General features: G+C 63.0%; 17 protein-coding genes. 10 read left to right on the top strand and 7 right to left on the bottom strand.

Annotated features, from left to right (window positions below; translation table 11 throughout):
* Positions 1–10 precede the first annotated feature (10 nt).
* On the bottom strand, positions 11–1,312 hold the full coding sequence (locus tag ASD52_RS15950) for a pitrilysin family protein (RefSeq protein ID WP_025426189.1): 1,302 nt from the start codon (positions 1,310–1,312) through the stop codon (positions 11–13).
* Between the two features lie 16 nt (positions 1,313–1,328).
* On the bottom strand, positions 1,329–2,729 hold the full coding sequence (gene thrC, locus ASD52_RS15955) for a threonine synthase (protein ID WP_057224793.1): 1,401 nt from the start codon (positions 2,727–2,729) through the stop codon (positions 1,329–1,331).
* A 279-nt stretch (positions 2,730–3,008) separates the two neighbouring features.
* Here thrC and ASD52_RS15960 point away from each other — a divergent pair, with 279 nt between their 5' ends.
* A complete protein-coding gene (locus ASD52_RS15960) occupies positions 3,009–3,557 on the top strand; it encodes a hypothetical protein (RefSeq protein WP_025426191.1) in 549 nt (182 codons plus the stop codon).
* Between the two features lie 177 nt (positions 3,558–3,734).
* Here the strand turns inward: ASD52_RS15960 and ASD52_RS15965 are convergent, their stop codons facing one another.
* Both ASD52_RS15965 and ASD52_RS15970 read right to left on the bottom strand, forming a co-directional pair.
* The gene (locus ASD52_RS15965; protein WP_025426192.1) at positions 3,735–4,841 is read right to left on the bottom strand and encodes an ABC transporter substrate-binding protein; all 1,107 of its coding nucleotides are present in this window, start codon (positions 4,839–4,841) and stop codon (positions 3,735–3,737) included.
* Positions 4,842–5,067: 226 nt separating this feature from the next.
* Positions 5,068–5,763 carry an HAD family hydrolase gene (locus ASD52_RS15970; protein WP_025426193.1) on the bottom strand — a complete coding sequence of 232 codons (696 nt, stop codon included), beginning with the start codon at positions 5,761–5,763 and terminating at the stop codon, positions 5,068–5,070.
* Between the two features lie 179 nt (positions 5,764–5,942).
* Here ASD52_RS15970 and ASD52_RS15975 point away from each other — a divergent pair, with 179 nt between their 5' ends.
* From ASD52_RS15975 to ASD52_RS15985, 3 genes are all read left to right on the top strand, one after another.
* On the top strand, positions 5,943–6,611 hold the full coding sequence (locus ASD52_RS15975) for a GntR family transcriptional regulator (protein WP_057211508.1): 669 nt from the start codon (positions 5,943–5,945) through the stop codon (positions 6,609–6,611).
* Positions 6,612–6,830: 219 nt separating this feature from the next.
* Complete coding sequence (locus ASD52_RS15980) at positions 6,831–7,424, top strand: biotin transporter BioY (RefSeq protein ID WP_025426195.1); 594 nt, start codon at positions 6,831–6,833, stop codon at positions 7,422–7,424.
* Positions 7,421–7,816 carry a DUF1284 domain-containing protein gene (locus ASD52_RS15985; RefSeq protein ID WP_025426196.1) on the top strand — a complete coding sequence of 132 codons (396 nt, stop codon included), beginning with the start codon at positions 7,421–7,423 and terminating at the stop codon, positions 7,814–7,816. The genes ASD52_RS15980 and ASD52_RS15985 overlap by 4 nt, the downstream gene beginning before the upstream one ends.
* Here the strand turns inward: ASD52_RS15985 and ASD52_RS15990 are convergent.
* Positions 7,796–8,476 carry a winged helix-turn-helix domain-containing protein gene (locus ASD52_RS15990; RefSeq protein ID WP_025426197.1) on the bottom strand — a complete coding sequence of 227 codons (681 nt, stop codon included), beginning with the start codon at positions 8,474–8,476 and terminating at the stop codon, positions 7,796–7,798. The genes ASD52_RS15985 and ASD52_RS15990 overlap by 21 nt on opposite strands.
* A gap of 80 nt (positions 8,477–8,556) precedes the next feature.
* Here ASD52_RS15990 and ASD52_RS15995 point away from each other — a divergent pair, with 80 nt between their 5' ends.
* The 3 genes from ASD52_RS15995 (at position 8,557) to ASD52_RS16005 (ending at position 10,498) form a co-directional block, all read left to right on the top strand.
* Complete coding sequence (locus tag ASD52_RS15995; RefSeq protein WP_025426198.1) at positions 8,557–8,877, top strand: NIPSNAP family protein; 321 nt, start codon at positions 8,557–8,559, stop codon at positions 8,875–8,877.
* 4 nt (positions 8,878–8,881) lie between these two features.
* Positions 8,882–9,229, top strand: a complete 348-nt coding sequence (locus tag ASD52_RS16000; protein ID WP_025426199.1) for an antibiotic biosynthesis monooxygenase — start codon at positions 8,882–8,884, stop codon at positions 9,227–9,229.
* A gap of 138 nt (positions 9,230–9,367) precedes the next feature.
* The gene (locus ASD52_RS16005) at positions 9,368–10,498 is read left to right on the top strand and encodes a site-specific DNA-methyltransferase (RefSeq protein WP_025426200.1); all 1,131 of its coding nucleotides are present in this window, start codon (positions 9,368–9,370) and stop codon (positions 10,496–10,498) included.
* A gap of 159 nt (positions 10,499–10,657) precedes the next feature.
* Here the strand turns inward: ASD52_RS16005 and ASD52_RS16010 are convergent, their stop codons facing one another.
* Both ASD52_RS16010 and mutY read right to left on the bottom strand, forming a co-directional pair.
* On the bottom strand, positions 10,658–11,275 hold the full coding sequence (locus ASD52_RS16010; RefSeq protein WP_038575950.1) for an HAD family phosphatase: 618 nt from the start codon (positions 11,273–11,275) through the stop codon (positions 10,658–10,660).
* A gap of 45 nt (positions 11,276–11,320) precedes the next feature.
* Entirely contained in the window at positions 11,321–12,412 is a 1,092-nt protein-coding gene (gene mutY, locus ASD52_RS16015; protein ID WP_025426201.1) for an A/G-specific adenine glycosylase, read from the bottom strand.
* A gap of 93 nt (positions 12,413–12,505) precedes the next feature.
* On the opposite strand from mutY, the gene ASD52_RS16020 reads away from it, so the two are divergent.
* The 3 genes from ASD52_RS16020 to smc all read left to right on the top strand — a co-directional run bounded on the left by ASD52_RS16020 (position 12,506) and on the right by smc (position 17,533).
* Positions 12,506–13,012 carry a DUF721 domain-containing protein gene (locus ASD52_RS16020; protein ID WP_025426202.1) on the top strand — a complete coding sequence of 169 codons (507 nt, stop codon included), beginning with the start codon at positions 12,506–12,508 and terminating at the stop codon, positions 13,010–13,012.
* 120 nt (positions 13,013–13,132) lie between these two features.
* A complete protein-coding gene (locus ASD52_RS16025; RefSeq protein WP_081788840.1) occupies positions 13,133–13,969 on the top strand; it encodes a DsbA family protein in 837 nt (278 codons plus the stop codon).
* Between the two features lie 102 nt (positions 13,970–14,071).
* Positions 14,072–17,533, top strand: coding sequence for a chromosome segregation protein SMC (smc, locus tag ASD52_RS16030; RefSeq protein ID WP_025426204.1), 3,462 nt, complete (start codon positions 14,072–14,074; stop codon positions 17,531–17,533).

A 17,533-nucleotide genomic window follows, 5' to 3' on the forward strand; every position in this document is an offset into this window, starting at 1 on the left:
GTGGTCCGGATCAGCTTGCGACGGCGTGCGCGACGGTGGTTTTTCCTGTCAGTGACGACAGGATGTCGTTCATCGGCGCCAGCTGTTCGAGTGGTCCGATCGCCGACAGCGTCGGGGCGGTGTCGAAGAACAGGCGACCTGCCAGATCGGTCAGACGCTCGATGGTAATGCCAGACAGGCGCTCCATCAGTTCGTCGTTCGGGATCGGGCGGCCATAAAGCATCATCTGGCGGGCGATCTGGCCAGCGCGTGCGGCCGGGCTTTCCTGGCCCATCAGCAGCTGGGCGCGGATCTGGGCGCGGGCGCGCTCGATTTCCTGCTGTTCGATGTTCATCGACGACTTGCGCAGTTCGTCGACAATCACGGGCATCAGCTCCGGCAGGTTCTCGCCGCCGGTTGCCGCATGCACGCCGAAGATGCCGGTATCGGAGAAGCCCCAATGGAAGGCATAGACCGAGTAACAGAGGCCACGATGCTCGCGCACTTCTTGGAATAGGCGCGAAGACATGCCGCCACCGAGGATGTTGGCGAGGATCTGCGAACAGTAGAAGTCGCGGGCGTGATAGGCCTTGCCTTCGAACCCGAGCAGGATCTGCGCGTCCATCAGGTCGCGGGTCTCGCGGCTTTCGCCGCCAGTATAGATCGCGGTTTCGAGAACCGGCGTTGCCAGCGGCGTGCGCGGCAGCGTCGAGAAGCGCTCCTCGACCTGGCGCACGAAAGCCTCGTGCTCGACGGCGCCGGCCGCGACGACGAACATCCGGTCGGTGGTGTAGTTGCGGCCGAGATATTGGCGGATCTGGTTGGCGGAGAACGACATCACCGTCTCCGGCGTGCCGAGGATCGGGCGTCCGACCGTCTGGTTGCGATAGGCAGTTTCGGCGAAACGATCGAAGACGACATCGTCGGGCGTGTCGTCGGCAGCGCCGATCTCCTGCAGGATCACCTGTTTTTCACGGCGCAGCTCTTCCTCGTCGAAGCTCGATTCGGTGAGGATGTCGGCAAGGATGTCGACGGCCAGCGGCACGTGATCCTTGAGGACGCGTGCGTAATAGGATGTCGTTTCGGTCGAGGTCGCGGCGTTGACTTCGCCGCCGACATTCTCGATTTCCTCGGCGATCTGGCGGGCGGTGCGCCGGCCGGTGCCTTTGAAAGCCATGTGCTCAAGCAGATGAGCGATGCCGTGTTCGCCCACGGTTTCGTTGCGTGAGCCCGATTTGATCCACACGCCGAGCGCCACGCTTTCAAGGTGCGGCATCTGCTCGGTTACCACCGTCAACCCGGAAGGGAGCCGGGTGCACTCAACTTTCATCATACGTTTCTTCTCGTTCTTACCCCTGGAGACGGGTGCGCTCGCCGATAAAGGTCTCGACGCTCTTCAAATCCGCATCCAGGATATCGAAACGCTCCTCCCTGTTCATCAGGTCAGCAAGCCACGTCGGAAGCGCCGGGTCAATACCACTTGCCGATTTTACGGCGTCGGGGAATTTCGCGGGATGGGCGGTTGCAAGCGTCACCATTGGGGCCGACGCCTTCTCGTGCTTGGCCGCCACGAAGACGCCGATGGCGCTGTGCGGGTCGAGCAGGTAGCCGGTTTTCTCCAAGGTCTTGGCAATGGTCCTGGCGACGTCCTTTTCGGAGGCGCGCCCGGCCTGGAACTCCTTGCGGATCGCCTTCAGCGCCTTTTCGCGGATGGCAAAGGAGCCTGATTGCTTGAGGCTGTCCATCGCGGATCGGACTTCGGCCGGATCGCGATCGTTGGCTTCGAACAGAAGCCGTTCGAAATTGGACGAGATCTGGATGTCCATCGACGGAGACGTGGTCGCCTCGACCCCGCGCATTTCGTAGCGGCCGGTCTTCAGCGTGCGGGCGAGAATGTCGTTTTCATTGGTGGCGACAACAAGCTTGTCGATCGGCAGGCCCATGCGCTTGGCGACGTAGCCGGCGAAGATATCGCCGAAATTGCCTGTTGGCACAGTGAAGGAAATCTTGCGGTCCGGGCCGCCGAGCGCGATCGCCGTCGTGAAGTAATAGACGATCTGGGCCATGATCCGCGCCCAGTTGATCGAGTTGACGCCCGAAAGCTTGACGCGATCGCGGAAGGCCGCGTCGTTGAACATGCCTTTGACCAGGTTCTGGCAATCGTCGAAATTGCCTTTCACGGCGATGGCGTGGACGTTGCCGGCCTTCGATGTCGTCATCTGGCGCTGCTGAACGGCAGAGACCTTGCCATGCGGGAAGAGGATAAAGATGTCAGTACGTTCGCGACCGGCAAAGGCGTCGATGGCAGCACCTCCGGTATCGCCCGAAGTCGCGCCGACGATGGTCGCCCGTTCACCGCGCTCGGCGAGCACATAGTCCATCAGGCGGGCCAGCAGCTGCATCGCCACGTCCTTGAACGCAAGCGTCGAGCCGTGGAACAGCTCAATGACGAAGGCATTGGGGCCGGTCTGGACGAGAGGCGCGATGGCGGGATGACGGAAGGTCGCGTAAGCCTCGTCGATCATCTCGCGAAACTTCGCTGAGGGGATCTCACCGTGGATGAAGGGCTCGAGCACGGCAAAGGCGATATCCTGATAGGACTTGCCGCGCAGCGCCCGGATTTCTTTCTTCGACAGCGTCGGCCATTCCCTGGGAAGGTAGAGACCGCCGTCGCGCGCAAGGCCCGCAAGCAGCGCATCGCAGAAGCCGAGAGGGGCGGCCTCGCCGCGCGTCGAGATATACTTCACCATCCTAGTCCTTCGTCTTGCCTTCGGATCGCGGCGACCCTATGCGAACCGGCCGCAGCGCGTCTGTCTTATTGCGTCAGTCCTTGACAAAGTCCCCACGCATTCTTGTCACCAATGCAATTTCCGGCCCGAGCGTCGTTTCGGAAAATTCCGATCGAGATGGCTGACCCGATCGATTTTTCAATTCGCCGCTGCTATAGACGATGCCCGAAGGCCATGAAAGGCCTTCCGGCCGAGATTTCGGTCAAGGAGTTTCAACCGGTTCAGTAGAGGTTGTTCAACGTGTTTGGCAAAGTATCCCGGCCTGTCCTCGCAATATCCTTTCTCGCGATCCTCGCCGGCTGTAACAAGACGCAATCCGGCGGAGCGATCGATGCGGGCGGCAGTGCCGCAGCAGCTACGCCGGCCGTTGTCCAGGCTGCATGCCCGCAGGTGGTTTTGAGAGAAGGTACCTCGTCGTTCCGCACCTACGCCAAGGGCGGCAAGGACGATCCGACCAAGGTCATCTATCAGGCGTCGCTCGCCGATACGACGCGGCAATGCGTGCAGAGCGAAACCGCGCTCACGGTGACCGTCGTGGTTCAGGGTCGGGTCGTCAGCGGTCCCGCAGGCGGTCCCGGCAAGATCACAATGCCGATCCGCGTCGCAGCGGTCGACGAAGACAAGACGCTCTATTCCGAGCTGACGCAGCATGTCGTTGAGATCCCGGCAAACGGCTCGACGCAGTTCGTCTTCACCAAGACGGACGTCGCGCTCCCGGCCGGCGCAGGCTCCAACGCCAAGGTCTTCGTCGGCTTCGACGAAGGTCCGCCGGCAAAGCGCAAGAAGTAAGCGGCTCTGCCGCATGTTTCCTTAAATCCTATTCGATTTAAGGATAAAAACATGCAGCAATTCAAAGTGCTACGCAACTTTTGCGCGTCTAATTAAGATGCGCGGCGCTGTAGCAGCTGCCTGAAACGAAAAACGCCGGGGCAAGCCCCGGCGTTTTCATTTGGTGACTGTACCGGATTACTCGGCAGCGACGCTCTTGCCGCCTTCCCACTTGTAGAGCGAGAAAGCCTGCGAGGTGAGGTCGCCAGCTTCGCCGTAGGTGAGCTTGCCGAGCACGGTGTCGATCGCTTCGCCGGACTTGATCGCGGTCGCAACGGCGGTCGCATCCTCGGCGGAGCCGGCCTTTTCGATGCCGGCCTTCAGGACCTGCACTGCCGCATAGGCGTTAAGGGTGAAGGCTTCGGCCGGAATGTTCTTCGCCTTCAGTGCCTCGACGGCCGGAGCCGACGCCGGGTTGCGGGTCGCGTCGCTTGCGTTGGTGTAGATCGTGCCGGTCGCAGCGTCGCCGCCGATCGCCCAGAACTCGGTGTTCGACAGGCCGTCGCCGCCGAAGATCTGCGCTGTCACACCCTGGTCGCGCATCTGGCGTGCGAGCAGGCCGCCTTCCGGATGATAGCCGCCGAAGTAGACGACATCGACCTTTTCCGCCTTCAGACGGGTGACGATGGCGCTGAAGTCCTTGTCGCCCGGGTTGAGGCCTTCGTAGACGACTTCGGTGATACCGCCTGCGTTGATCCCCTTCTTGAAGCCGTCGGCGAGGCCCTTGCCGTAGGGAGCCTTGTCGTGCAGGACGGCGACGCGCTTGTCCTTAAGGTTCTTGACCACATAGGCAGCGGCAACCTCAGCCTGCTGGTCGTCGCGACCGCAGGTGCGCAGCACGTTCCACAGACCGCGGGTGGTCAGATCGGGCGTGGTCGCCGTCGGCGTTATCATCAGGATGCCGTTTTCGGCGAGAACGTCGGACGCCGCCATCGAGGTGCCTGAAAGCACCGGACCGACGACGAAGTGGATGCCTTCACCAGCAGCCTGGTTTGCTACCGATACGGCCTGCTTCGGGTCGCCGGCATCGTCCATCATCTTCAGCACGATCTTTTCGCCGTTGATGCCGCCGGCTTTGTTGATCTCCTCCGCGGCAGCTTCCGCGCCGTTCTTGACCTGCTCGCCATAGGCCGCGACCGGGCCGGTGAGCGGCGTGATGACGCCAACGGTGATATCGGCAAAGGCGAACGGCCCGAAGGCAACGCTGGCCGCCAGGGTCAGGCCCGTCAACATTGAAAGACGCATGATGTTTCCTCCTAGAAATACCCCTGAGGGGCTTGGCTGATATGGCCCTCGTGCGCGGTGCGAAAACCGGGGAGATCTTCGGAGGGACAGCCATGGCACATCAATGTGACATCCTGTCCCTCGGCGCCTAATCGGACGCCCGCCGTGATGGCCGAGAGCTTTTTCCCGCCCCGGTGAACATCCGGAGCGAAAGGGTCTGTAGCGGCTAGCGCCCGGCTTTGCCGGATCAGGCCGTCATCGACTCCGACCACTCGGATAGAGCGGCGATCACGCCCGGCAGCGCCGACATGCGGGAAATCACCGTTTCGGCGCCGGCATCGGTCAGCTGGTCGGCATGCGAGGGATGGGTGTGCGAGCCGCCGGTAAAGCCGACGACGCGCATGCCCGCTGCGCGCGCTCCATGGATGCCGTGAACGGAGTCCTCGATGACCAGGATGCGGGAAGGGGCGACGCCCATCTGCTTGGCGCCGTGCAGGAAGATGTCCGGCTTCGGCTTGACGCGGTCCGCTCCAAGGTCGCGGGCGGAATAGATATGGCGGCCGAAATGATCCTTGATCCCGACCTTGCCGAGCATCATCGCGAGCCGCGCCGAGGTCGAGTTGGAGCAGATGCAGTGCGGCAGCGTCAGCTGCGCCAGCATCGGCTTGACGCCTTCGATGATCTTGAGATCGCGCGCGAGGCGTTCGTCGAGGATCGTGTCGACCTTGCTGATGAGCGAGGCCGAAAGCGGGATGCTCGCTTCCTTTTCGATCTGCAGCAGCGTGTTCTGCCAGGTCATGCCGGCAAAGCGCTCTGCCATCTCCTCGGTGCTGATCGGATAGCCTGCTTCGGTCAAAAGGGCCGCCTCGACTTCCGAGGCGATGATTTCCGAATCGACGAGAACGCCGTCGCAATCGAAGATGATGAGGTCGATACCGTTCATTTAGGTCAGTTTCCCTGGGAGAAGGAGGCGCCACAGGCAGGGGGAGATCGCTTTCGCGGCGCGTGCTTTTGTACGCCGAAGGTTTATACGATGGCGGCCGAAATCTCAACCTTTGGAAATCGTCGAAAGGCCGCAGTCGCTTGCTCGACAGGTCCTGCCGGCACCTCTATCTGTAGCCGATGAACAAGCAACGGGACGATACGATCGCAAGCCGCATCAGCCGGGTACTGGCCGAGAGGATCATCTCGGGTGTGCTGACGCCGGGCGAGCGCCTGCGCCAGGATCACATCGCCGAGGAATTCGGCGCCAGCCACGTGCCGGTGCGCGAAGCGTTCCGGCTTTTGGAGGCGCAGGGGCTTGCCGTCAGCGAGCCACGTCGCGGCGTTCGTGTTGCGGCGTTCGACCTCAAGGAAGTCCGCGAGGTCGCCGAAATGCGGGCGGTTCTCGAGGTGCTGGCGCTGCGCCATGCGATCCCACATCTGACCGCTGCCATCCTCGATCGTGCCGAGGCGGCAACGGTCGCCGCGGACACGTCGCGCGACGTCCGTTCCTGGGAGGCTGCCAACCGCGCTTTCCATCGGCTGATCCTGGAGCCCTGCGGCATGCCGCGACTGCTCGCCTCGATCGACGACCTGCATGCCGCCAGCGCCCGCTTTCTGTTTTCGGCCTGGAGGAGCAGCTGGGAAGCGCGCACCGACCATGACCACCGCGCGATCCTTGCCGCCTTGCGGGAAGGGCGGGGCGACGAGGCAGCCAAAATCCTCGCGCGCCATGTCGGCTGGATTGGCAAGACGCCGGTCAAGACAGCTGCCGGCGAGACGCGAGAGGCGTTTTCCATCGTCGGATAGGTCTTTGAGCGCAACCGTTACGCTTGGGTCGCCGCCATGGGCGCAAAATTATAGATAATTTATTTGCCTTGTTTTTCAGTCTGTTGATGGAATCGACGTGCGATTTTGCGCGCCGTTGTCGGTCTCGGATTGACTGGTACGTCAGTGGGCTAGTGCGGCCATCTTATAGATAGAATAAAAAATTATCTATAATCGTGAATGCAACCCACGGAGACCCAGATGTCCAATCTCGCTTCCGCCCACGCGCCCCTCTTCGATCCGCTCCGCCTCGACGGTAAAGCCTGGCCGGTCAAGGCGCTGTTCGTGCTTCTCGGCACCGGCTTTCTCGCGCTCTCCTCGCAGATCAGCGTGCCGATGGTCCCGGTGCCGGTGACCATGCAGACCTTTGCCATCACGATGATCGGCGTCATCTATGGTTGGCGGCTTGGCGTTGCCACCGTCCTTACCTGGCTGACTGAGGCCATGCTCGGGCTTCCGGTTCTTGCCAATGGCGCCGGCGGTCTTGCCCATTTCGCAGGGCCGACGGCCGGTTATCTCGCCGCCTTTCCTTTGGTCGCTGGTATCGCCGGCTGGCTGGCACAGCGCGGCTGGACCGGCGATCGCGTTGTCCTGAGCTTCTCCGCCCATTTCGCCGCCAACATGCTGTGCCTTGCAGTTGGCGCCGCCTGGCTTGCGACGTTGATCGGTTTCGAACAGGCAATCGCACTCGGTGCTGCGCCCTTCGTGCTCGGCGCGGTGCTGAAGTCGGCACTTGCGGCGGCCGTGCTGAAAGCCGTCCAGCGCTATGTGCAGAAGCCGACGGACCTGCTTTGACGGTCCGGCTGCGCGGGCACCATCTGCTGTGCCTGCTGACCTTCGTGGGCGAGGGCTACACGCCCACGTTCACGCGCAACTATGTCAGGATCGCCGAACGCCTGTCGTCAGGTGAAAGCGTCACGGTTGTCGACGGCCCGGACGATATTTGCGTGCCGATGTTGTGTGACGCCGGTGCCCATTGCCGGGAAGACAGCATTGCACGGCGAGACAGTCTTGCACTCGCGGCCATCGCGAACATCCTCGACAGATCAGTCGCCGACGGAAAGGCCGCGGCGGTCTGTGTCGAATGCGAATGGGCCGGCCTCTGTAGCCGCGTTGCCGATAGCGGTTTTAGGGATGTTCTGGTGCGAGCAGGCACGGACCCGTGTTCACTGCGGGAAGAGGTCTGAAAAGGCCCTTTCGCCGCTATCGGTGAAGCGGATGGCGCGGCTGTTGTTCTCGCGTTTTGCCCAGCCCTTGTCGATGAACAGCGTCAGCAGCGCCTCGCCCAGCGAGCCTGCCAGATGCGAGCGTCTCTCGCTCCAGTCGAGGCAAGTTCGGCAGATTGGCCGGCGGGATTTCTTCAGCGATGCGTAGCTTATGCCGAGCGCCTCGATGCGGATCTGGCCCGTATCGGTCAAGGCGAGATCGTCGCCGGCGACCTCGATCTGTTTCGCCGCGATCAGGCTGTCGAGCATGCGCACGCCGTAGTCACCGGCTAGGTGGTTGTAGCAGACACGGGCCTTGCGCAGGGCCGGATCCCTGGGCCCGGGGCGATGCCGGTTCATGCCGCGGCTGGCGGCAAATCCCATGAGGTTCTCTAGCATCAGCCCGACCTCGTCTTCGGCCAGCTGGTAGTAGCGGTGACGGCCCTGTTTACGCTGGGTCAGCAGGCCCCCGGCCTCGAGCTTGGAAAGATGGGAACTCGCCGTCTGCAGCGTGATGCCGGCATGGGCCGCAAGCTCTGTCGGCGTCAGTGCGCGCCCGGCCATCAGCGCGGTCAGCATGTTGGCGCGGGCAGGGTCGCCGATCAGCGAGCCGATGAGTGCGATGTCTGGACCTTCCTTCATACTTCGATGGTAATCGAAGCATCAAAGGCCGGCAAGCGGGCATAGTGGGTTCATCGAAAGACAAACACGAGGAACTCAAGATGATCACCTGCTTCATCCGCTACGAAATCGACCCCTTCAAGAAGGAGGAATTCGCCGCCTATTCCCGCAACTGGGGTGAGGCGATCCCGCGCTGCGGCGCCGACCTGATCGGCTATTTCGGGCCGCACGAAGGTTCGGCGACAACCGCCTATGGCGTCTACAATATCGACAGCCTTGCTGCCTATGAGGCCTATCGCGCCCGGCTTGCCGCCGACCCTCTGGGCAGCGAGAACTACGCATTCGCGCGCAAAGAGCGTTTTATTCTGAAGGAGGATCGCATCTTCCTGAAAAACGTTTCGTCACCGGCTGGAAGGGACTGAGCTCATGATCACCGTTATCTTTGAAGTACTGCCGGCCGAGGGTCGTCGCGATACCTATCTCGGCATCGCCGCCGACCTGCGCCCGCTGCTGGACGGCATCGACGGGTTCATCTCGATCGAGCGCTTTCAAAGCCTTGCCGATCCGAACAAGGTCCTGTCGCTTTCGTTCTGGCGCGATGAGGCCGCCGTTAAGGAATGGCGCAACGGCGCCGAGCACCGCGCCGCCCAGGAGGCCGGCCGTCACGGCGTCTTTGCCGACTACCGTCTGCGCATCGCGTCAGTCGTTCGCGACTATGGCATGAACGAGCGGCATCAGGCGCCGGTCGACAGCCGCGCCTTCCACGAGGCTTGAGGGCCATCGGCATGCCAAGCGGTTGGCTATGCATCGCAATTACAAAATTTTTCCTGATGACCTTCAGGCTTTGGTAACCATCTTCGGTAACCATACGCTCCATAGTCCGTCCCGAGTAAGCGTATTTGCGAGTTGTCCATGTCATCAGTTGTTTCGCTTGCCGAAGTCTCCCGTTCCACCCGTCCGCTGGGCTGGCTCGATTCCATCATCAAGGGTGACTGCGTGGCAGCGCTCAATGCGCTTCCCGACAATTCGGTGGATGTCGTTTTCGCCGATCCGCCCTACAACCTGCAGCTTGGCGGCATGCTGACCCGCCCCGACCAGTCGGTCGTCGACGCCGTCGATGACGAGTGGGACCAGTTTGCTTCCTTCGAAGCCTATGACGCCTTCACCCGCGCCTGGCTGCTTGCCTGCCGTCGCGTGCTGAAGCCGACCGGAACGCTTTGGGTCATCGGCTCCTACCACAACATCTTCCGCGTCGGCGCCATCCTCCAGGACCTGCATTTCTGGATCCTCAACGACATCATCTGGCGCAAGACCAACCCGATGCCGAACTTCAAGGGCCGCCGGTTCCAGAACGCCCATGAAACGCTGATCTGGGCGACGCCGAACGCCAGCGCCAAGGGCTACACCTTCAACTACGATGCAATGAAGGCGGCCAATGACGACGTGCAGATGCGCTCCGATTGGCTGTTTCCGATCTGCTCGGGTCACGAGCGCCTCAAGGGCGACGATGGCAAGAAGGTGCACCCGACCCAGAAGCCGGAAGCGCTGCTTGCCCGCATCATGATGGCATCGACCAAGCCCGGCGACGTCATCCTCGATCCGTTCTTCGGCTCCGGCACCACCGGCGCCGTTGCCAAGCGCCTCGGCCGTCACTTCGTCGGTATCGAGCGCGAACAGGATTACATCGACGCGGCATCGGCGCGCATCGACGCCGTCGAGCCGCTCGGCAAGGCCATGCTTTCTGTGATGACCGGCAAGAAGGCCGAGCCGCGCGTGGCATTCAATACGCTGATCGAAAGCGGATTGATCAAGCCCGGCACCGTCCTGACCGACGCCAGGCGGCGTCATAGTGCCATCGTGCGCGCCGACGGCACGCTTGCCTCCGGTGGCGAGGCCGGCTCCATTCATCGCCTGGGCGCCAAGGTCCAGGGTCTGGATGCCTGCAATGGATGGACATTCTGGCACTTCGAAGATGGGAACATCCTGAAGCCCATCGACGAACTCAGAACCGTCATTCGAAATGACCTGGCAAAACTGAACTGATCAACCAGTTCCGCCAGGTCCTTCGAAAAGCCCTCTGCCCGGTTTTTGTACCTTCAGTCCCGGAAGGAGAGCTTTAAACGCCCGGAATCCGCAAGGTTTCCGGGCGTTTGTATGTTTCCCTCAACCTCGGGGACTTCCAGCTATTGGCGCGCTGCCATGTCAGCGCTGGATGCCATAGGCCGCGAGATCGGCCTTCAGCTTCTCCGGGTCGGTGAAATGCACCGCGTACCAGCCGGCGAGGCGCGCGCCCTCGACATTGGGCATGCTGTCGTCGATGAACAGTGTCGCTGGCGGATCGAGGTCGAAGTTGCGGGCATGAGTCTCGTAGATCGCCACATCCGGCTTGATCAGGCCGACATCGCCCGACACGGTGACGCCGCGCGGCAGGGTGAGGAACGGATAGAGCTGCAGCGCCTCGCGGAACGTATCGGAGGCGAAGTTAGTCAGCATCGTCACGTCGCGCCCCTCGGCGATCAGGTTCTCCATCAGGGAAACCGTTTCGACATAGGCGTGCGGGACCATCTCCTGCCAGTGCTTGCGGAAGGCGCGGATATGCTCTTCCCGTTCAGGGTGATCCTTGATCAGCAGAGCCTCGGCTTCTTCCCAGGAGCGGCCGCGGTCCTGCTCGATGTTCCAGTCGTGGGAGCAGACATTGGCGAAGAACCACTGCCGCTCGGCCTCGTCGGGAATGATGCGGCTGAAAGGCAGATTCGGGTCGTAGTGGATCAGCACCCTGCCGATGTCGAAGACGATGTGGCGGATTTCGATGCTGCTCATGAACCTGTTCCTCTTTACGAACTTTTACAGCGCCGCGCGTCTACGCTAGACGCGCTCGGCCTTGAAGGCATCTGGTATCGCCTGGGCGATCGCCTTCTTCATAACCGTCGGCAACGCCTGGGTTTTCAGCGAAGCGACCGGCTCCCACCAGCCGTCGTTTCCGGTCTCGGCGCGCGCGACATTGGCCCGGTAGACCGACAGGCGCAACTCGAAATGCGTAAACACATGGGTGATCGTGCCGCAGTCTTCCCAGGCCGCCGCAAAGGGCTGGGCCTCGACTGAAGTCTCGCCGTCTTGCCGCGCCGTCCACGCCGTGCCGGGCACTTCGGTCATGCCACCGAGTAGGCCGGTTTCGCTGCGCTTGCGCAGATAGACCGTGTCGCGGGCATCGATCGCCACGAAGGCGGCGCCGAGCCTCAGCGGCTTGTCCTTCTTCTTTGCCTTGCGCGGAAAAGTCTCGGGGTCGGAGACGGAAAGCGCCAGACAGTGTGGCCGGAAGGGACAGAGCGAACAGGCGGGGCGCTTCGGCGTGCAGATCGTCGCGCCGAGATCCATCATCGCCTGGGCGAAATCGCCGGGCCGGTCGGTGGGCGTCAAGGCCGCGACTTGGCTACGCATTTCCGGCTTGGCCGCCGGCAGCGGCGTTTCGATGGCATAGAGCCGCGAGATCACCCGCTCGACATTGCCGTCAAGTACGGCGCTCTGGCGGTTGAAGGCGATGGCGGCGACGGCGGCGGCCGTATAGTCGCCGATGCCGGGCAGGGCCTTCAGCCCTTCTTCCGTGTCCGGGAAACGGCCGCCATGATCGCGGGCGACGGCCTCGGCGCATTTCTTCAGGTTGCGCGCCCGTGCGTAGTAGCCGAGGCCGGCCCAGGCCTTCATCACGTCTTCATTGTCGGCGGCGGCGAGATTTTCGACCGCCGGCCACAAGGTCAGGAACTTCTCGAAATAGGCCTTCACCGCCTGCACGGTCGTCTGCTGCAGCATGACCTCCGACATCCAGATATGGTATGGGTTCGCGACCACGCCTTGCCGCGCCATCGACGGCGAGACCCGCCACGGAAGCTCGCGGTGGTGCCGGTCGTACCATTCAAGAAGAAGCGGAGCGGCCTTCGCCGCCGTGATCGTATTTGCCATGATTTGCCGGAAGTTCCTTTTCCGGCCTATACTTGGAGAAGGCGAGCCGGCGCATCAAGGCTCAATCGACATTGCATACAGAAAGTCGCGTTCGTGAGTGAACAGAAGTCCCGCAGGGGTGTGGTCCAGATCAGCGAGGTCGCCAACGGCCTGATCGATCCGGTGCTCGCCAAGCGCGCCGGCATCAACACCATGCTGCTCGGCTCCTGGGACGAGATCGCCGGCGCGGACTTTGCCGACTGCACCCGGCCGGAAAAGATCGCCTGGCCGCGACGCGCCTCGGAGATTGCCGGCGAGGGCGGCCATCAGCCCGGCGTGCTCACCGTTGCCTGCGAGGGCGCGCGTGCGCTTTTCCTCACCCATGCACAGGGCGAGCTGATCCAGCGTATCAACGGCTTCTTCGGCTTTTATGCCATCGGCCAGCTGCGGATCGTGCAAAAGCCGGTATCGCCGCCGCCAAAACGCAATCGCAAGCCAAGCCCGCTTTCCGGCGAACCGGCCCGCAAACTCGAAACCATGGTCGAGGGTATCGAGAGCGAAGAGCTGAAGGCGGCGCTGCGACGGCTCGGGACCGCAGTCATGTCTCCACGCCGGCGTTAGGCCAGCACCATCAGGCGGTCACAATTCTTTGAATTCTGTTGAAACGCTGCCCCTTGCCGCCCCGCGCGCGGCAAGATATCGAATCCGCACTGCAATTCCCTCCGAACACGGGTAAAATTCATGTCCGCTTCCGCAATGAACCTTTCGAAACGCCTGCTCAGCGGTGTTGCCATCGCGACCGTCGCTCTTGTGCTTGCCGCCTGCAGCGACGAGAAGAAGGAGCAGGCTTCGGCGACCCCGACCGAAACCACGGAAACGGCCGCCAAGGCCGACGCCAAGCCGGCCGACGCGATGACGACCGCTTCGACGACGGCTGCTCCGACAACGACCGCGCAAGCCAAGCCCGCCGGCACCGAAGTTGCCCAGTCGACCGCCGCTCCGGCAAAGGTCGAGCTGCCGAGCTCGGAAGGCTCCGTCGACATGGCCAAGCTGCTCGAGCCCGGAGCGCTGCCGGAAATGGCGGTCGGCGATGCCAACGCCCCGGTAACGATCGTCGAATACATGTCGATGACCTGCCCGCATTGCGCCGCCTTCCACAACAACACCTTCGAAGCGATCAAGACGAAGTACATCGACAGCGGCAAGGTTCGTTTCGTCCTGCGCGAATTCCCGTTCGATCCGCGCGCTGCTGCCGCCTTCATGCTGGCGCGCTGCGCCCCAGAGGGCCAGTATTTCCCGATGATCTCGATGCTGTTCAAGCAGCAGCAGCAGTGGGCTGCCGCTCAGAATGGTCGCGACGCATTGCTGCAGATGTCCAAACTTGCCGGTTTTACACAGGAGAGCTTCGAGTCCTGCTTGACGAACCAAAAACTTCTGGATGATGTGAACGCAGTTATGCAGCGGGGCGCAAAGGACTTTGGCGTACAATCGACGCCGACCTTCTTCGTCAATGGAGAGCACTATTCTGGGGATATGTCGGTTGACGTCATGTCGGCCCTCATCGACAGCAAGCTCTGATCCTTCGCTTTTCCTGAAAACGGGCGACGGCAGCAGCCGTGCGCCCGTTTTTCATGCCCTGGGGCCGGGTGAAGAGGGGCGTTCCGCGCCAGCGTTTGCCGCATGAAGTTCAACAAGCTTCGCCTGCTTGGCTTCAAATCCTTCGTCGAACCCAGCGAATTCATCATCGAGCGCGGTCTGACCGGCATCGTCGGCCCGAACGGCTGCGGCAAGTCGAACCTTGTCGAGGCATTGCGCTGGGTTATGGGGGAGAACTCCTACAAGAACATGCGCGCGTCCGGTATGGACGATGTGATCTTCTCGGGCTCCGGCAATCGCCCGGCGCGCAACACCGCCGAAGTCGGCCTCTACCTCGACAACAGCGATCGCACCGCGCCTGCCGCCTTCAACGACAGCGACGAAATCCAGGTGACGCGCCGCATCGAGCGCGAACAGGGCTCGGTCTACAGGATCAACGGCAAGGAAGCGCGCGCCAAGGATGTGCAGCTGCTGTTTGCCGACGCGTCCACCGGCGCTCGCTCGCCGTCGATGGTCGGCCAGGGCCGCATCGGCGAGCTGATTGCGGCAAAGCCGCAGGCCAGGCGCCAGCTTCTGGAAGAGGCGGCCGGTATTTCCGGCCTGCACTCGCGCCGGCATGAGGCCGAGCTGCGGCTGAAAGCCGCCGAAACCAACCTCGAGCGCCTTGATGACGTCACCTCTCAGCTCGAAAGCCAGATCGAGAGCCTGAAACGGCAGGCGCGCCAGGCCAGTCGCTTCAAGATGCTCTCTGCCGATATCCGCAAGCACGAGGCGATCCTGTTCCACATCCGCTGGGTTCAGGCCAAGGAAGCCGAAGCCGAGGCGACCAGCCAACTCAACCAGGTGACGGCACTCGTCGCCGAAAAGGCGCAGGCCCAGATGCAGGCCGCCAAGGATCAGGCGATTTCCAGCCTGAAACTGCCGGAGCTGCGCGAGAGCGAGGCGAAATTGGCGGCCGCACTGCAGCGGCTGCAGATCGCCCGTTCGCAGCTTGAGGAGGATGCTGGCCGTATCCTGCGCCGTCGCGACGAGCTGCAGCGTCGCCTGGCCCAGCTTGCCGAGGATATCGCCCGCGAGGAGCGCCTGGTTGCCGACAATGCCGGTATTCTCGCTCGCCTCGACGAAGAAGATGAAGAACTGCGCGAACTGCTCGCCGAGGCGGACGACCGGGCAAGCGAAGCCCGGGAACGGCTCGAGGAAGCGAACGAAAAGCTCTCCATGAGCGAAGCAGATCTCAGCCGGCTGACGGCCGAGCGTGCCGAGGCACAGGCCGGTCGCAACCAGCTTGAGCGGGCGCTGCGCGATCTCTCGGAGCGGCAGGCTCGGTTGGCGCGCCAGCTCTCCGACCAGGCCCGCGATCTTGACGAACTCGACCGGCAGATGTCGACGCTGCCCGACCCGCACGAAAAACAGGGCCAGGTCGAAGTGGCCGAGGCCGCCCTAGAAGAGGCCGAGGCGACTGTCGCAGCCATCGAAGAGACCCTCGCCGAAACCCGCCGCGCCGAGGCCGACGCCCGCCCGCCAGTCGATCGGGCGCGGGCCATCCTGAACGGCATCGAGACCGAGGCGCGCACGATCCGTCGCATGCTCGAAGCGGCCGGTGGTGGCGACTATCCGGCTGTTGTCGAGGAGATGAAGGTCGACCGCGGCTTCGAGACGGCGCTTGGCGCAGCGCTTGGCGATGATCTCGATTCGCCGCTCGATAGCGCAGCACCGGCCCATTGGCGTACACCGGGCGATCATTCCGGCGATGCCGCCTTGCCGCAAGGGGCGCGCTCACTCATCGAGCACGTTCGCGCGCCACAGGCATTGACGCGTGCCTTGAGCCAGGTCGGCATTGTCGACAGCGAGGCAGAGGCCGAGCGGCTGATGCCGCTGTTGAAACCCGGCCAGAGCCTGGTGACGAAGCAGGGCTCGGTTTGGCGGTGGGATGGCCACGTGACCGGTTCCGAAGCGCCAAGTGCTGCAGCACTAAGGCTGGCCCAGAAGAACCGCCTTGCTGAACTCGATACTGAGGCGGACGACGCCGGCGAGTCGCTCCGCCGTGCCGAGGCTGATCTTGCCGCTGCCGGCTCGCGCATCCGCGCCGAGGATGAACGGCTGAGGCTTGCGCGCGACGCCCAGCGCATGATCACGCGCCAGCTCGGCGAAGCGCGCGATGCGCTGGCCGCTGCCGAGCGCGCATCCGGCGATCTCTCGCGTCGCCGCGCGGTTGTTGCCGAAACCAAGAGCCAGCTTGAAAGCCAGCTTGAAGAGGTCGCCGAGCAGATCGAGACCGCCAACGACGCGCTTGCCGATGCGCCCGACCTTTCAGAACTTGAGCTGAAATTGCGCACGCAAACGGCAGATGTCGCCGCCGACCGGGCAGCGGTTGCCGAAAGGCGTGCGGCCCATGACGGACTTGCGCGCGAAAACGAGGCGCGCCAGCGCCGGATCACTGCGATATCAGGCGAACGCCAGACCTGGAAAGCACGGGCGGCAAGCGCCGAAGAACATATAGCCACCCTCAGGGATCGCGAGGCGGAAGCGCGCGACGAGGTCGAGGAGCTGATGGATGCGCCCGACGAGTTCGAGGACAAGCGGCGCGCGCTGATGAACGAATTGCAGAAGGCCGAGGCTTCACGTCGCGAGGCCGCCGATATCCTGGCCGAGGCCGAGGGTCGCCAGCGCGAGGCAGACCGCATGGCCGCAACCGCGCTTTCGGAGTTGGCAGAATCGCGCGAAAAGCGCGGCCGCGCCGAGGAGCGGCTGGTATCCGGCCGCGAGCGCCGGGTCGAGATCGAGGCACGCATCCAGGAGGCGCTCTCCTGTGCTCCGCATGAGGTTATGCGGCTGACCGGGCTTGCCGTCGACGAGGCGCTGCCGGACATGCGCAATGTCGAGCGCGAGCTGGAACGGCTGAAGATCGAGCGGGAGCGTCTTGGCGCCGTCAACCTTCGGGCCGAAGAAGAACAGAAGGAGCTCTCCGAGCGGCTCGCTCTGCTTCTGAAGGAACGCGACGACGTCATCGAAGCGATCCGCAAGCTGCGCAGCGCCATCCAGAACCTCAACCGTGAGGGTCGCGAGCGGCTGATCGTCGCCTTCGACGTGGTCAACGCCCAGTTCCAACGGCTTTTCACCCATCTCTTCGGTGGCGGCACGGCCGAGCTGCAATTGATCGAGAGCGACGACCCGCTTGAAGCCGGCCTTGAAATCCTTGCCCGTCCGCCGGGCAAGAAGCCGCAGACCATGACGCTGCTGTCGGGCGGTGAACAGGCGCTGACGGCAATGGCGTTGATCTTCGCCGTCTTCCTCACCAATCCGGCGCCGATCTGCGTTCTTGACGAAGTCGACGCGCCGCTCGACGACCACAATGTCGAGCGCTACTGCAACCTGATGGACGAGATGGCGGCATCGACCGAAACCCGCTTCGTCATCATCACCCACAACCCGATCACCATGGCCCGCATGAACCGCCTGTTCGGCGTCACCATGGCGGAGCAGGGCGTGTCGCAGCTTGTTTCCGTCGACCTGCAGACGGCAGAGCGGCTGAGGGAAGTGGTGTAA

The organism is Ensifer sp. Root142 (assembly GCF_001426785.1).
GTDB classification, from domain to species: domain Bacteria; phylum Pseudomonadota; class Alphaproteobacteria; order Rhizobiales; family Rhizobiaceae; genus Ensifer; species Ensifer canadensis.

Coding starts and splice junctions, on each gene's coding strand:
- ASD52_RS15950 (WP_025426189.1), bottom strand. CDS start 1,312: ATGATGAAAGTTGAGTGCACCCGGCTCCCTTCCGGGTTGACGGTGGTA.
- thrC (WP_057224793.1), bottom strand. CDS start 2,729: ATGGTGAAGTATATCTCGACGCGCGGCGAGGCCGCCCCTCTCGGCTTC.
- ASD52_RS15965 (WP_025426192.1), bottom strand. CDS start 4,841: ATGCGTCTTTCAATGTTGACGGGCCTGACCCTGGCGGCCAGCGTTGCC.
- ASD52_RS15970 (WP_025426193.1), bottom strand. CDS start 5,763: ATGAACGGTATCGACCTCATCATCTTCGATTGCGACGGCGTTCTCGTC.
- ASD52_RS15975 (WP_057211508.1), top strand. CDS start 5,943: ATGAACAAGCAACGGGACGATACGATCGCAAGCCGCATCAGCCGGGTA.
- ASD52_RS15980 (WP_025426195.1), top strand. CDS start 6,831: ATGTCCAATCTCGCTTCCGCCCACGCGCCCCTCTTCGATCCGCTCCGC.
- ASD52_RS15990 (WP_025426197.1), bottom strand. CDS start 8,476: ATGAAGGAAGGTCCAGACATCGCACTCATCGGCTCGCTGATCGGCGAC.
- ASD52_RS15995 (WP_025426198.1), top strand. CDS start 8,557: ATGATCACCTGCTTCATCCGCTACGAAATCGACCCCTTCAAGAAGGAG.
- ASD52_RS16000 (WP_025426199.1), top strand. CDS start 8,882: ATGATCACCGTTATCTTTGAAGTACTGCCGGCCGAGGGTCGTCGCGAT.
- ASD52_RS16005 (WP_025426200.1), top strand. CDS start 9,368: ATGTCATCAGTTGTTTCGCTTGCCGAAGTCTCCCGTTCCACCCGTCCG.
- ASD52_RS16010 (WP_038575950.1), bottom strand. CDS start 11,275: ATGAGCAGCATCGAAATCCGCCACATCGTCTTCGACATCGGCAGGGTG.
- mutY (WP_025426201.1), bottom strand. CDS start 12,412: ATGGCAAATACGATCACGGCGGCGAAGGCCGCTCCGCTTCTTCTTGAA.
- ASD52_RS16025 (WP_081788840.1), top strand. CDS start 13,133: ATGTCCGCTTCCGCAATGAACCTTTCGAAACGCCTGCTCAGCGGTGTT.
- smc (WP_025426204.1), top strand. CDS start 14,072: ATGAAGTTCAACAAGCTTCGCCTGCTTGGCTTCAAATCCTTCGTCGAA.